This is a genomic window from Bacillus sp. NPDC057893 (assembly GCF_042796455.1).
Lineage (GTDB): Bacteria > Bacillota > Bacilli > Bacillales > Bacillaceae_G > Bacillus_A.
Window position 1 is genome coordinate 56,354 of record NZ_JBHVNG010000010.1, and the last position, 13,445, is coordinate 69,798.

Here is a 13,445-nt window from a genome sequence, read left to right on the forward strand (position 1 = left end):
GGTGGTTTCTCTGGATCTGTTGGTTTCTCTGGATCTGTTGGTTTCTCTGGATCTGTTGGTTTCTCTGGATCTGTTGGTTTCTCTGGATCTGTTGGTTTCTCTGGATCTGTTGGTTTTCCTGGATCTGTTGGCTTCTCTGGATCTGTTGGTTTTTCCGGTTCTGTCGGCTTCTCTGGATTTGTTGGTTTTTCCGGTTCTGTCGGCTTTTCTGGATTTGTTGGTTTTTCCGGTTCTGTTGGCTTTTCTGGATTTGTTGGTTTTTCCGGTTCTGTTGGCTTTTCTGGATTTGTTGGTTTTTCCGGTTCTGTTGGCTTTTCTGCCCCTGTATTTTCCGTATTACCATTCTCACCTTCCGGTGTAATTGGTGGGTTCACAATTGCATCTGGTTTCTTCTCTGGTGGAAAAATATCTCCTATACTCGCTACTGAAGAATCAATATTTTGATCGCCAAATGCAAAATGATCTCCATTCACGGTGACTTGTGGCTTATTATCTGTAATAGCTGCAATCACATTATCCTTTGCTGTATCTTGAATTGATTTATCTGTTGTTTCTTTATCAAAGAGTGCTAGAACACGAGAAGTGGTTTCATCCCCATTTTGAAGATTACTTACAATAGATTTTTCTTTAAAATTAATTTTTGATTTATCCAATTCTTCGAGTACATAAGCAACTTCATTATCTTTACTTTGAATTGCGTTTTCTGTAATTGCTTCAAAATCTTGTTTGTTCAGATTTTCTTTCTTTTCCTCTGGCTTATTTTTATCTACTTTTTTTGTAATAGCTGACTTACTTTTTGAAGCTTCCTTACTTCCAAACCAACTGCACCCTGTAGTGCCCAATATCAATGAACCACCAAGAAAAACAATTCCCATTTTTTTATACAGATTCTCATAATTTAATGGCATGTTATTTTTTCCCCCTTAGATGTCCTTTAGATCTTTATCAATCTTTTCAATCTTGGCTTTCTTTTCCTCTTCGCTTATCGTAGATTGTTGAATATCCCGTTTTTCTAATTCTTTGACCTCTTTCATCAAGGTTTTGTTTCCTTGCGTTTTGGCAAAAGAATAACAATCTTCATATTTTTTTAGATTTACAAAGGCTTCAACAATGAGCTTTTCACGCCTACCATCCATATTGACTTTCCCTTTGAGCTTGATTACCTCTTCATATTTTTTATCAAGCGCTGCCTTTTCAAAGTCGATTACATCATTTTTGACATCTATTTCATTGATTTTATTCATGTTGTCTATCCCGATAAAATAAGCAACCACACTTTCTGCAAATTTTGGCTCATACTGTAATGCCTTATTTGCCTTTCCATTTAATAAATAAGTAAATAAAACTGCCTTCTGACTATCTTTATCTAGTTCTGTGTAATTGACCTTATCAAAGTATTTAACGGCTTCTCCATACTGTTGAATGGCTGCCTGTTGTAATCCTTTTACCACATATTGTTCCGAACCAGCATTTGCACTCGAAACTGGCTCGGAAGAGAATAACTTAAAGGCAAATATGGCACCAGCTCCAATTAACACCACACTTCCTATAACACTCGCAATAATCTTGAATCCTTTTCTATTTTCCTTTCCAGGCTTTACTTGTGTTTTTGCTTCAGCCGATGGACTATAAGATGGGGCTTCCTTTCTTACTGGTAATTCTTCGTGATATTCATATTCTTCATGAAAAGGAGAATCATTGATTTCCCTTTCTAACGTTTCTAACAGCTCCTTTTTTTGTTCCTCTTGTTCTGGATCTAATTGCATCACATTCATTTTTTTAGAAATGTGATCAAAAATATGCTCTGCATATCTCGAACCAAGTGATAACGTACCGTTATAAATTTCATTAGAATGACCATCTAACAAATCAAAATCAATATGTTCTTGGTGTCCTGCTTCTCTATAAACACGTTCTAATCGTTTGGTTAAGATGTAAGCTTCATGAAACGAATATTGCTTACCCGACTCAATTTCTGTTCCATTACTACTATTAAAAATGACAAACATGGCTTCTCCTTCCTCACATTTACTTTAAATTCCATGAAAAAAGGCAACAAAAAAAGCCATACCCTTTGCATAGCTTCCTCATTGCCCTATTCATATTTATTCACTATTTCATCCAAAGAAATGGAAATAAGATTTGACCAAATTTAACATTACTATTTACACTCTCTGCTAAGTATTGGCATCCCATTACGATAACAAGTCCGGCTGCCCCACCAAGAAACCACCAAATACATTTATGTCTTCCTCGTTCACCGCCCCAAATTAAGAGATAAGCGCCCCAGCAAAATACAATCGCTGTACTAACCATTGCTCCTCTTTGCATCCAAGTAATAAATGAATTACCCGTATTAATTAGACCATCCATCGCATCACCTAACACTAACATTTGAGCTACTGTTTCCAACATAGACATATACATTCACTCCCTTTTCATTTTTAGATGCTTACACGTTACTAAGCTGACTTGACTCATTCGGTTTGCTGTCTTCTTTTACTTCTGTTGGTGTTGCCTTATAAGCTTGTAAAGCTTTCATTACTAAATCTTGATTTTCTTCAATACATTTCTGATGATGTAAATGAAGCCAATGGTTATAATCTTGACCATTGGCTTTTAATAGGTTTGCTACCATATCTTTTTCTTTTTTTAATTCCTTCTGTGTAATCGCCACTGTATCACCACCTTTCAATGATTATGTGATTACTTCTGATATTGCTCTTTGCAATTTTGAACAAAATAAGTAACTTCTTTTTCAAGTTCGGACTCTTTAAACTTTGAAAAATCAATATCTTTTTTCAGTTTTCCTTTTTCATAATAAGCAAGAGAATCTCTTCGTTGTGATAACCCCCAATCATGAGGATTACTTGAACCTGGAATGTCCTCACGATTTTCATTTAATCCTTTTACTTGAATTTTTTCCTTTTCAACTATTTTTTTCACAAGGAAAATCCAATCATTGCTATGTCTCATATTAGAGTTCAACATAACAAAACCTGTGCCATCCTCACTCATGAACTTCTTCATTTCTAACGGACTAAGTTCCATTACTTCCCCTTTTCCAGAGCTAAAGACAAATGTTGAACCAATACCAATTGCAATTAACAGTCCAACAACAGCGGAAATGATCCACCCTTTACGACTCATACATGTTCCTCCCTTTGCCATATTTTTATAAGCGATTTTGAAGTGTGATGAGACACATTTAAACTTCAACACCTGTCTTTATTTTATAACATTAAAAGGAAAGTGGGATAGAAAATGGAAATATCATTTATGGCTGGAATGACGAACCCTGTATTAGCATGCGTATAGATACTAACCCCGACCTAGCTTCTATATGCCCAATACCGCACTACGTATTTTGGCGTGAACGTAGAACCTTATGTATCTACTGTTTGTAGTGTTCGTCGCTTCTTCAGAATGTCAACATGGGATATTCCTCACGATTACTGACACAAACAGATCTTTGATACAATGCATTTCCCAGTGGTCACAGATGAGTTTTACGATCTTACTCATCAAACGATAATCGTATACCTACCCCCTCTAGTGACCTTTTGAAGGGAGGCACGCATATATATTTGCCGTATATCATCCTTCTACATCATTACTTTAAGGAAAGACATACGCAATATATATCTAAATTGTCAAAGAGCAAATTACTTTGTGCTAGGTTCTCAGCACACTTCAAAATCGCTTTTTTTATTTACATTTTTGTTTTACAGCTACTAATTCTGCTTGTTTATGTTTCCGTTTTGCAATTAAGTTTTGATGTTCATCTCTAACCGAACGCACTTGATAATAAATTTGAGCTACCTTTTCGATGCTTCCTGTGCTATTTTCAATCGCAATGGCACCTTTCAGTTCGTATGTTTTCCCATCAAAAGTTTTGATACTATGAGCTTGTGATGCCGAAATATCATAAAATGTGAGCCTTTGTTCTTTTCCCATATGATCGCCTCCTATTTTTGATTAAGAAGGGAGAAAAACGTTCCACCCTTGTATAGTTTTCTAGCCATCTAGATAGGATAAAATAGTGAACGAGTGCTTTATATCATGCTAGGATTGTTGTGTTATACGAGGTTATGATGCGTTGTGCTGCCTCTTTTCCGTATATGTGCTGTAATGAGGATTGAGATTCAACTACGATTGAATGATGAATGTGGTATGTTGCGCTTTCTTTTAAAAACTGCTCCATATGAGGGATCGGGTACAAATCATATTGATGAAATACCAGATGAATCGGTCTTATATTCTTGCATTCTGTTAGATACTGGAGAAAACTTGATAATGCTTCTCCTCTATCTTGATACGTACTTGTTTCCGTTTCTATACTGATATACACAACTGATTTTTGTTTTAAATCCATTTCAAGCGTTTCATAACCAGTTAGTAAATCATGTTTGATTATGTGATACCCTTGTTCTCGTTTTTCATGATGTGTATCTTCATAATAGATCCCTTTCGGATCAAAAATGAAAATAAAATCATCTGTTGTTTCTTTCACACCTTCTATGACCGATTTATACGCCCCAAAACGAGCTTTTATCACACCTGCAACCTTATCCCATTCATTCAGTTCTTTCAACGCTCTAATCACCTTTGTATACTTCTTAGCTACGCCTAACATGCGTTGCACTCCTTCCTATTTCACTTTCCTCTTATGACTACTACTGAAACCAAAAATACTCTTTTTGTTCCCCTTGCTTTTCACGCTGATATTTTTCAAGAATGTATAACAATGTAATAGTTATCGCATCCCTTGTTTCTTTTGAATAAAGACCAAGCTCATGAAATATATGATATGCTGGATGCTCATTTTCAAGCGAACCCAATACTTCTACCAAATTAGCTTCACTCTCATATATTTTTTCCATGAACTCAATTACTTTTTTCACATCTAGGTAATATAGGTTTTTATGTCGTTGATCCAGATACAAAATACTTCCTGCCAATAATTTTGTAGCGGATTCTATCCAATAATCATGTTGCTTTAATGGTTTCATTACAGTTTGATCGATTGAAACTGCTTGCATCAATTCTTCAGACAACCAAGCACCCTTTCTATGCATCTTTCCTCCTCCGGCTTTTCCAACAATCACTTCATTTTTATATGGTAATTGTTCTGGAAAACTATTGAATACAGGTTTTTGCTTTGTTTTACCGATGTAGACTCCTGACATCTCATCTCATTTCATCTCCCTCTCGGTTTCTTATATCTTGCTCCCTATCCAAAAAACAACTGTCCAAATGGGAATTACGAGTATACATGCATTACGAAATCCAATAGCAAAACCAAGCGGATTTTCATCTATTTTACTAAAATGAGCTTGGTATTTTGTCATATACTCTTAGTCCTTTCTTTATTGAACTTTCTTACGTTTTCTTGCTGCAAATACGGCTCCAATTAAGCCAAGTGCGACACATACATGACCAATCCATCTTATGTATGGATTTTCGGCTTTACCGCCTGTTATTGAAAGATAAGTTTCGATTTTCTTTGGTGTTTGTTCTAGTTGTGGTTTCATAACAATCTGTTGTGGTTTCTCTGGTGTTGGTGGTGTCGGTTTCTTCTGATCCTTCATCGTATGTTTAATGATTTGACCATCTTCTTTAATTTCAAAAGAGAATATTTCTTCATTTAGTAAATATCCTTCTGGTGCAAATGTTTCTTTATATGTGTACTTTCCATATGGAAGCTTATTGTTGCCATCCGTAATATCTACCTCGCTAATCTCCAACTCTCCTGTGATTTGCTTATTTTTCGCTGTTAGCATGATTGTCGTTCCTTGTTCCGAGATACTAAAAGGAATAGATTCTTTCGTTAAAACATAGCCAGTTGGTGCTTACTTCTCAACAAATAAGTATGCTCCAAATGGTAAGTCTCTTACTTCAAAAAAACCATTTTTATCACTTTTGTGTTCACTAATTTTCTTACCTTTACTATCTTGAAGAATGAACACCGCACCTTCTAATGTTTTATCTGGATTCTCTCCATCTACTTTTAGAAGTTGCACGTTTCCTTTTACTTCTTTATTTTCAACTGTAAATGTCAGCGTTTTTCCTTGTTCTTTGATCTCAAATGAATATTTTGTTCGATTAAGAAGATATCCTTCTACCCCTTTTGTCTCAACAAAATAATACTTTCCATATGGAAGATCCTTCACTTGTGCGATCCCTTGCTCATTTGTAGGTGTTTTTGCAATTTCTTTTCCCTCTGCTGTATACACTGTGAACTCTATTTTTGGAAGAGTTTTTCCGCTATCACTTAATTTCTTAATCTCAATGTTTCCTTTTACTTTTACGTTTTGTACTGCAATCGTAGCAACCTCACCTGTTTTAACTTCAATCTGTTGTGGCTGCCCATTCAATACATAACCAGTAGGTGATTTTACTTCATTAAGAGTATAAGTTCCGATTTCTAAACCAGAAAGGCTTGCTGAACCTTGCTCATTTGTAGTCATTGTGCCTACTTTTTCATTTGCACTGTTCATGACTTCAAATACTGCACCTTGTAGCAATTCTTTTTGTTCTCCCACTTTTACAACTTTCAATCCTCCAAGGGATTTCCAGTTTACCTGTAGATCGGCACTCACTTTTTCCTCATTTTTTTCTAAAAGGACTGTCGCATCTTGGACTTTATCAGTTCCTTGATAAGCTACTGCCTGCAAATTAGAAAGATTAGATGTTACTTTTAAGGAAAAGTTACCTGTTTGAGAGGATTTCGGTATCAAAATACGGAATTGTTCTCCTAAATTGAATTGTTGTTTTGCTTCACCTTTTGTTGAAACAACTTTCGTTCCATTTGGTGCATTAGCTAGTTGAACTGTAAACACACCATTCTTAGCGTTACTTTCAATTTGATACACTGTCGTTTCAAAGTACTCACCGTTTAACTTTGCTTCTTGATTGTCTGTTGGTGTTACATTCATGTACAGGTCTTGTGTTTCCTGGCTTGCATTTGCACCATCAATAATGTATTTCACGGCTTTTGCAACATTCCCATTTCGATGCTGAACTTCGTTAATGTCAATTTGACCTAACGCTGCCCAAACACTAAGCTGTGTCGCATAATGCACCTCTTTCCAGTCAGAAACCCCTAATTCTTCTGGACTTTTTTGCGGATATCCATTTAGAAGAACTCGGTACACAATATCATCTGTGCGCCCCATCTCTGGAAGGTCATTACCGTTGGGACTTAATTTCCCATAAGTTAAACAATATGCAATTTGTCCATTTGCATTCTTCAATAGTTCTGTCCGTAGGTCTTTTCCGTACATGGGACTAAAACTCCAATTCATTTCGTATTTCTCACGATTAATGACTTCAGCACAGCGGAAATACAAAATTCAAGAAAATTAGAAGCATACTCATGCCAATGAGTAACGTTTGATACGATCGTTTCAACATGCTAACAGCTCCCTCAAATGATATGCAGTTTTCAAAGATCTTTTCAAATCAGAATTTTCTGATTTGAAAACTTAAAAAATAACAATAAAATTATAGCTTTTCCTCATTGTTCATTTACAATATAAGAGTATAATTATGTATTGCAAAAAATATTTCATTCTAATTTTTCTCGATAATACGTAGATAAAAAGATCTTTTCTATCGGTTCATTAAATAAATCAGCAAGAATCATGGCTCGTTTCTCAATTATTCCTTTCTTTCCATTTTCAATGTTATATAGCGTTTTAACCGGAATTTTAGAAGCCTGCGAAACTTCTTGAATTGTGAGTCCTCTTGCTTCTCTAACATTACGTAATGCTGACAATTTCTCACCCCCTTAGATATATTCTATTCTCCTTGAAGTAGAATATCAACACTAAAGTAGCATTTATTACACCTAAGTGATAAAAATTTCACCAGAACGATACTAAAGTGATAAAAATTATACATGTAGATAAAGGAGGCTAATACAAGTGGAGAATAATATATTTGGAAAAAACATAAAAAAACTAAGAGCAATAAAGGGTCTCAGTCGAAAAGAATTTGCTGATGCAATCAACACCCCATACAGTACAGTCTCTAGTTGGGAAAGTGGAGAAAAAACTCCTAAAATCGAGCGTATTCCGGCAATTGCTAAATTTTTCAATGTGAGTGAGTCACAACTATTGCACCATCCAATGAGCGATACTGAGATTTTTGAGAAAAGTGATTTTGGTACTGATCCTATAGAACGTATGGCTAAAATACTAATTGAAAAATATAGAAATATTCCAGAAGAACATAAGCCACGAATAGAAAAAGAAATCTTAAGAATTGCACACCTTTTACAAATAGAAATTGAGATGGAATCACAAAATAAAAAATAAAAACTTTTTATAACACTCCATCTTCATATATATCAATTAAATCACTAAAAACATCTAGATCTCCATCTACAGTTAAGAGGATTTCTATAATTAAATTTTCCCATTTATCCATTAAATCATCACCTTTATATTTTTTCTTTGTTCGTTAAAATCCGGCTCAGCCTTTTAAAAAACTCTTTATAAAGTAACAAAAGACATCGTTATACGATGTCTTTTGTTACTTTTATATTTTTATGATTCAACCCATGCCACCAGGATCAGATACAAGATACTGAATTTTATTAGACAATGACATATCCTTCTCTTCATTGTCTAATAAACTAATTCCAGCAAACAATATAAATGTTGTTATACATAATATGGCTATTTTTTTCATCTCACGCCTCCATATTCTAACATTTCTTTATATTCACAATATACTCGTGCTGCATATTGTGCAAAGAAGTAATCGCCATTTTCAATAAACATTTGTTTGGAATCAGCAATCATTTTTAAATCCATCTTTGCTTGTCCTAAGTAACAATATTGAATAGGACTAAGCTTTTTATTTTCATCTAAAATTTCTAATAAGATATCAATTGCTCTCTTTTTCTCGTTATTTATTATAAAATATAGTGCTAACTCTGCTGGATGGAGTGTATCTAAGTCAATGGTTTCAACTGCTTCTTTATTTACAAGTTTTAAAAAATTAATATTGTTTAATGCTATTTTATATTTTATAACACTCTGGTTCTTAAATATATTCATTGCTCTTAAAGAATGTTTATATGATTGCTTATAATCTGTAAATATTAAACTTTCTCCTTTACGTAAATCGATTGTAGCCTCCATAACAGGAAAATATTTTAAATAACCATATGACCTTAGCTGGCTATTATACTCATTAAATTCAACAATTCTTAACCTTCTTAACAAGGAATAACTCCATATGTCATCTATCCAATATTTATATAGCCATTTTAAATCTTGGTTTTTATGTACAGAAATGTTCTGATAAATACGGTTTCTATAAGTATCAAACATTCCAAAGTCTCCAATATCCCCAACAGACAACAAATAGAAAATATCAGAAATGATCTCCATATCTAAAGTTTCTTTTTCTGGAATGCTCTTCCGAATTTCTTCTACCATTAGGATATGTTTTTTAGGGTTTCCACCCTTTGATCTCTCATAAAACAAACTTATCAATGGTGAATATTTTTTAACATAACTATCCTTATGCTTACTTGTCATGTTGATTAAATATTCTAGAATTGAATTATATCCATTTAAATACGATAAAACAAACAGTCTCTTCATGTTAATTTTTATATTTCTTTCATATTTCGAAAAAACTTCTATACAACATTTCTCATTTATTACTCTATCCTCATTAAAGAGCGTATTAGCCATTTTATATACACTAAGCATTGAAATTTCTTTATGATAGCGAAAAAAATCTGTTAATGTTGATTTAGGCATGTCAAGTTCTCTTGCAAAACTATCATATGATCTATTTGTCTTATTCATTTGATCTTGCATCTTTTCAACCCACTCACTCATATATCCACACCTCTTTACACATCTTGTTAGAAAATTCAGATACATATATATGGATTATAACAAACAAGTGGTAATAAATTATCTATTACTACAAAAACCTAAGCAATTACGCATATTTCTCAACAATTGTTTTACAATTAGACCTTTCTGAAAATCATGCGTACATAATTGTTTTGAGATTGCCACCTGATATCGATCGCTACACAAGATGGGGTTTTGAAGATCGTGTACAATGGTTCCAGTTTAATAAATTTTAAGTGCCTTCCCTTATTTATATAATTCAATTTAGAATGGTTCTGGTGTAAAAATTTTAGTTAAAACATGGAATAGTAATTTTCTGTACATTTCTATCTAAAATTAGTTTAGGCTGATAATGATTCCATTTGAACAAATTTTCCTTTTCATACTGATCACACACCTTTTCTAGAGTAATACTATTAGTATGTCCAAGTTTAAGATTTTCTTTTGTGATGTTAAATTAAAATTTATTTCTTACCTACTGTTAGATTATTAATTTTTACAGGCTTAAATAATAAGAAGTCTTTCGGATAGTACTTTAAAACCTAATATAATATATATCTTTTATATAAAAAGAATATAAAGATAAAACTATTATACTTATGAAAAATGGCCTACAAACTCAGTAATAACAGTGTCTGAAAAGTTATAGAACCATAAAAAATCGAAAAAAACACTTATTGGAAATGTATTTATTGCGTTTTACGTCGCTCTAAATATACAAAATATCATAAAGATGAATTACTTAACCTACATATAATCAGCATCATTTTGATGCGTAAAAGTGTATATAAGATTAATGGTAGTCTAGCTTAAATTAATAACATGATTTCCACATACGCTATAAAATAACCCACATTTTATTAACATTTAGAAGTAAGTTATAGACATAATTCAGTAAATCAACATTATTAACAAAAAACATTCTGATTTTAAGTAGCTTTATATATAAAACGTTTATATATAAAGCTTTGAGCTATTTTATTGTACACATTTGGACAATATTATTAAGATATCCACTGAATTAATATATATATTTACGATTTTTAGTAGATTAAATGCCAGTAATAGAAAGAATGTTCAGAAAAAGTAAAGTAAAATTGTGAATTACTGATTATATTTTAGGAATTTTGTATAGAAGTGTATAAAAAAAGAGAGGTATTCTAACTCAAATTTAAGAATCTCTCTCTTTTATGTTTGGATAGTACGAATATAATTTCTAATTTCAGCACGAATAGCCCTCCTTCTTTGATTTTTCAAAAAAGGAGAGCATGTAATTTTACATTGCAGGAAGCAGCTGATCTACCGTGCATGGTGTTTCACTATTTTTACGGTAATAAGCTTCTAAGGAATGAAGAAAATCGCTTAAATTAAAGTCTTTAGGAACTTCAATTACGCGGATTTTTTCCTTAGGCAATCTATCTATTTTTTCAATGAACAGTTCGCGAATATCACTTGGAATATGATGTTCTTTATGGCCATGAGATTTTAATAATTCACGAATTTTAATTTCTAATGCAATATATGCGTTAACATTTACTCCTTGCTCAAAAGCATACTTCCTAAATAGTGTTTCTTCTTGATACTGCATATAATTACGATGGTATGCTTCTTCAGTCACAGGAACCGCATATGTAGCATGAAGAAGGTCATGCGCTTTACAGAATAACTTCTTAACATTTTGTAATGAATATATAGCGAAGTGAGTACCAAATTTAAATACCGCATCTTCTTGTTTCTCTCTCGGCACATTATGTGTAATCAGAGAGTAAATACCTGTTTTAGCAGCCGTATCTAATACGCGATATTGAGAAGACTGCTTTAATAATTTGCTTAGTGTATAAACAAGATTTTTAGGGAAACCCTCTTGTCTATCAATCATTTCACGTAATCCACGAATCACTTGGCGGATTTGACGATGACAGGAATGTTTTAAGACATTTACAAATTGGTTTATATCTTTTGTAAATTCTGCAATATTCATTTCAACTAATGATTCTTCAATGAACCTAGCTTTACGTTTATATGTAAGTCTTGGTGTAAATGGATCGCGATACTCTTCCCCTATTTCCTTATTACACAGGAAATCAGGGTGTACAGATAAATGCAGTGTTGTATACTGCTTTTTATTCTTTTTCCCTTTTTCTAATTTGCAAATTTTAAACAAAGAAGATCCAGTAGCAGTTGATTTAGTTGTTAATTCAGCCATTACAGAACGTATCTGATGTGGGTATTTCTTATGTAAGAAGCGATACATACCGCCAAAATGAGTCTGTTGTCCTTGTTCATCAAATTTGTATAGTGAACGTTTCAAAGTAGTTTCTCGTTTTTGCTGCATTGCGATATCAATAAATAGCTTTTTAGCAGCAATGGATAAATCGAAGAACTCTTTTGTAAATACAATTGGGCTGATAAACGTGTAAGGATTCGCTTTATTCGTTTCCTTGTTCATAAAATCAGTTAATGTAATTTTATATTTACCACTGTACTCATTCTCAATTTCAATGATGTTGTGTAAGCTAAGCTTTTTCAACGCAACATAGAATTGTGAATGATGAATATGTGAAAATGCTTCTTTATAGTTTTTGTAGTCCTCCCAAAGCATGTGAATGGAAACATGAGAAAGTTCACCATAGGTATTACATTTTTTATGTAGAAATAGAAATACTTCTAGATCTGCATTAGTAATACCATATAACTTATGCTTTCTACCATTTGCTTTAGTGAAGAGATTTTTCATTTGAAGTGAAAAAGATGGTTTGGCTTTTTCAACAAACCCTTCTTCATCTGCAATTCGTTCCTCGTAAGACATTGAATTTACGATATCTTCTAGATATGTATCTTTAAAGCTATAGTATTTGCCTTCTAAAGCTTCCACTAATTTTTGCCATGCTTTAATTGTTACTAATACTGGAGTTGTTGTTTCACCATTTAAACTACGTTTGTTCTTTATAACGAAAGGTTTAGCCATCTTTTTCACCTCCTCTTATTATGAGTTTCAGTTTTTACCTAAATAGGATATAAAAATTCAATTTTGATTATATCAAATCGAATCTTGGTGAAATGTGTCTCTTTAAGAGGAAAATCAAAAATGTGAAACGCCGCCTTAGCCTTAGAGGCACAAGGGATTCAACGTTTCACAAAAAAAATCTTTTGGCCACCATAAAGCTATAAGGTATTTTGAATATGAAACGTATCTGAAATTAATGAAACAGCACCTAAACCTTGATATAATAGGTTTTTTAGTGCGTTTATGTTTCAGATTTAAAGAGTTGTTGCCACCATATAGCTATAACGTTTCAAGTTTTGAAATGACTAAATAATGTGTTGAATTCATTCATAAACGTTGTAGTATAGCGTTTTCATGTTAATTTACGTCAAGGTACTATTGCCATCATATAGCTATATACGTTTCATGTTTTTTTTAGATTGTTGCCATCATAAAGCTATGCCGTTTCATGTTTGAAATCAATATTTCATTGCGCTTGAAATGTACCTAAACCCTTGTTACATATGGATTCATAGGTTTTTTTAAAAAAAAGTTGTTGCCATCATATAGCTATA

General features: G+C 33.0%; 13 protein-coding genes and 3 pseudogenes. 2 read left to right on the forward strand and 14 right to left on the reverse strand.

What is annotated here, in order from left to right:
• The 11 genes and pseudogenes from ACFVQC_RS25835 to ACFVQC_RS25885 form a co-directional block, all read right to left on the reverse strand.
• Positions 1–908: pseudogene (locus ACFVQC_RS25835) on the reverse strand (hypothetical protein); the annotation flags it as partial.
• A 15-nt stretch (positions 909–923) separates the two neighbouring features.
• A complete protein-coding gene (locus ACFVQC_RS25840; RefSeq protein WP_377899622.1) occupies positions 924–2,009 on the reverse strand; it encodes a hypothetical protein in 1,086 nt (361 codons plus the stop codon).
• A gap of 103 nt (positions 2,010–2,112) precedes the next feature.
• A complete protein-coding gene (locus tag ACFVQC_RS25845) occupies positions 2,113–2,421 on the reverse strand; it encodes a hypothetical protein (RefSeq protein ID WP_377899624.1) in 309 nt (102 codons plus the stop codon).
• Between the two features lie 31 nt (positions 2,422–2,452).
• Positions 2,453–2,677 carry a hypothetical protein gene (locus ACFVQC_RS25850; RefSeq protein ID WP_078214249.1) on the reverse strand — a complete coding sequence of 75 codons (225 nt, stop codon included), beginning with the start codon at positions 2,675–2,677 and terminating at the stop codon, positions 2,453–2,455.
• A gap of 29 nt (positions 2,678–2,706) precedes the next feature.
• Entirely contained in the window at positions 2,707–3,150 is a 444-nt protein-coding gene (locus ACFVQC_RS25855; RefSeq protein ID WP_063226503.1) for a hypothetical protein, read from the reverse strand.
• A gap of 558 nt (positions 3,151–3,708) precedes the next feature.
• Positions 3,709–3,957, reverse strand: a complete 249-nt coding sequence (locus tag ACFVQC_RS25860) for a hypothetical protein (RefSeq protein WP_215575563.1) — start codon at positions 3,955–3,957, stop codon at positions 3,709–3,711.
• A gap of 103 nt (positions 3,958–4,060) precedes the next feature.
• On the reverse strand, positions 4,061–4,636 hold the full coding sequence (locus ACFVQC_RS25865) for a TraM recognition domain-containing protein (protein ID WP_377899625.1): 576 nt from the start codon (positions 4,634–4,636) through the stop codon (positions 4,061–4,063).
• A 40-nt stretch (positions 4,637–4,676) separates the two neighbouring features.
• Positions 4,677–5,189 (reverse strand): type IV secretory system conjugative DNA transfer family protein, encoded by a 513-nt coding sequence (locus ACFVQC_RS25870; protein ID WP_377899626.1) that lies wholly within the window; start codon positions 5,187–5,189, stop codon positions 4,677–4,679.
• Positions 5,190–5,219: 30 nt separating this feature from the next.
• Positions 5,220–5,351, reverse strand: a complete 132-nt coding sequence (locus tag ACFVQC_RS25875) for a hypothetical protein (RefSeq protein WP_377899627.1) — start codon at positions 5,349–5,351, stop codon at positions 5,220–5,222.
• Positions 5,352–5,369: 18 nt separating this feature from the next.
• Positions 5,370–7,416, reverse strand: a pseudogene (locus ACFVQC_RS25880) (SpaA isopeptide-forming pilin-related protein).
• 154 nt (positions 7,417–7,570) lie between these two features.
• Positions 7,571–7,780, reverse strand: coding sequence for a helix-turn-helix transcriptional regulator (locus tag ACFVQC_RS25885; protein ID WP_377899628.1), 210 nt, complete (start codon positions 7,778–7,780; stop codon positions 7,571–7,573).
• Positions 7,781–7,928: 148 nt separating this feature from the next.
• On the opposite strand from ACFVQC_RS25885, the gene ACFVQC_RS25890 reads away from it, so the two are divergent.
• On the forward strand, positions 7,929–8,321 hold the full coding sequence (locus ACFVQC_RS25890; protein ID WP_002090821.1) for a helix-turn-helix domain-containing protein: 393 nt from the start codon (positions 7,929–7,931) through the stop codon (positions 8,319–8,321).
• Positions 8,322–8,559: 238 nt separating this feature from the next.
• Here ACFVQC_RS25890 and ACFVQC_RS25895 read toward each other — a convergent pair whose 3' ends face one another.
• Positions 8,560–8,697, reverse strand: coding sequence for a hypothetical protein (locus ACFVQC_RS25895; protein WP_002090818.1), 138 nt, complete (start codon positions 8,695–8,697; stop codon positions 8,560–8,562).
• On the reverse strand, positions 8,694–9,863 hold the full coding sequence (locus ACFVQC_RS25900) for an AimR family lysis-lysogeny pheromone receptor (RefSeq protein WP_377899629.1): 1,170 nt from the start codon (positions 9,861–9,863) through the stop codon (positions 8,694–8,696). The genes ACFVQC_RS25895 and ACFVQC_RS25900 overlap by 4 nt, the downstream gene beginning before the upstream one ends.
• A 137-nt stretch (positions 9,864–10,000) precedes the next feature.
• Between ACFVQC_RS25900 and ACFVQC_RS25905 the strand changes: the two are divergent.
• Positions 10,001–10,114, forward strand: a pseudogene (locus ACFVQC_RS25905) (Replicase RepFR55); the annotation flags it as partial.
• A 1,046-nt stretch (positions 10,115–11,160) separates the two neighbouring features.
• Here the strand turns inward: ACFVQC_RS25905 and ACFVQC_RS25910 are convergent.
• Positions 11,161–12,852, reverse strand: coding sequence for a hypothetical protein (locus ACFVQC_RS25910; RefSeq protein WP_377899631.1), 1,692 nt, complete (start codon positions 12,850–12,852; stop codon positions 11,161–11,163).
• Positions 12,853–13,445 lie beyond the last annotated feature (593 nt).

Excerpts from the sequence above, each read along its gene's own strand:
- ACFVQC_RS25840 (WP_377899622.1), bottom strand. The coding sequence starts at position 2,009 with ATGTTTGTCATTTTTAATAGTAGTAATGGAACAGAAATTGAGTCGGGT.
- ACFVQC_RS25845 (WP_377899624.1), bottom strand. The coding sequence starts at position 2,421 with ATGTCTATGTTGGAAACAGTAGCTCAAATGTTAGTGTTAGGTGATGCG.
- ACFVQC_RS25855 (WP_063226503.1), bottom strand. The coding sequence starts at position 3,150 with ATGAGTCGTAAAGGGTGGATCATTTCCGCTGTTGTTGGACTGTTAATT.
- ACFVQC_RS25860 (WP_215575563.1), bottom strand. The coding sequence starts at position 3,957 with ATGGGAAAAGAACAAAGGCTCACATTTTATGATATTTCGGCATCACAA.
- ACFVQC_RS25865 (WP_377899625.1), bottom strand. The coding sequence starts at position 4,636 with ATGTTAGGCGTAGCTAAGAAGTATACAAAGGTGATTAGAGCGTTGAAA.
- ACFVQC_RS25870 (WP_377899626.1), bottom strand. The coding sequence starts at position 5,189 with ATGTCAGGAGTCTACATCGGTAAAACAAAGCAAAAACCTGTATTCAAT.
- ACFVQC_RS25875 (WP_377899627.1), bottom strand. The coding sequence starts at position 5,351 with ATGACAAAATACCAAGCTCATTTTAGTAAAATAGATGAAAATCCGCTT.
- ACFVQC_RS25895 (WP_002090818.1), bottom strand. The coding sequence starts at position 8,697 with ATGAAAAAAATAGCCATATTATGTATAACAACATTTATATTGTTTGCT.
- ACFVQC_RS25900 (WP_377899629.1), bottom strand. The coding sequence starts at position 9,863 with ATGAGTGAGTGGGTTGAAAAGATGCAAGATCAAATGAATAAGACAAAT.
- ACFVQC_RS25910 (WP_377899631.1), bottom strand. The coding sequence starts at position 12,852 with ATGGCTAAACCTTTCGTTATAAAGAACAAACGTAGTTTAAATGGTGAA.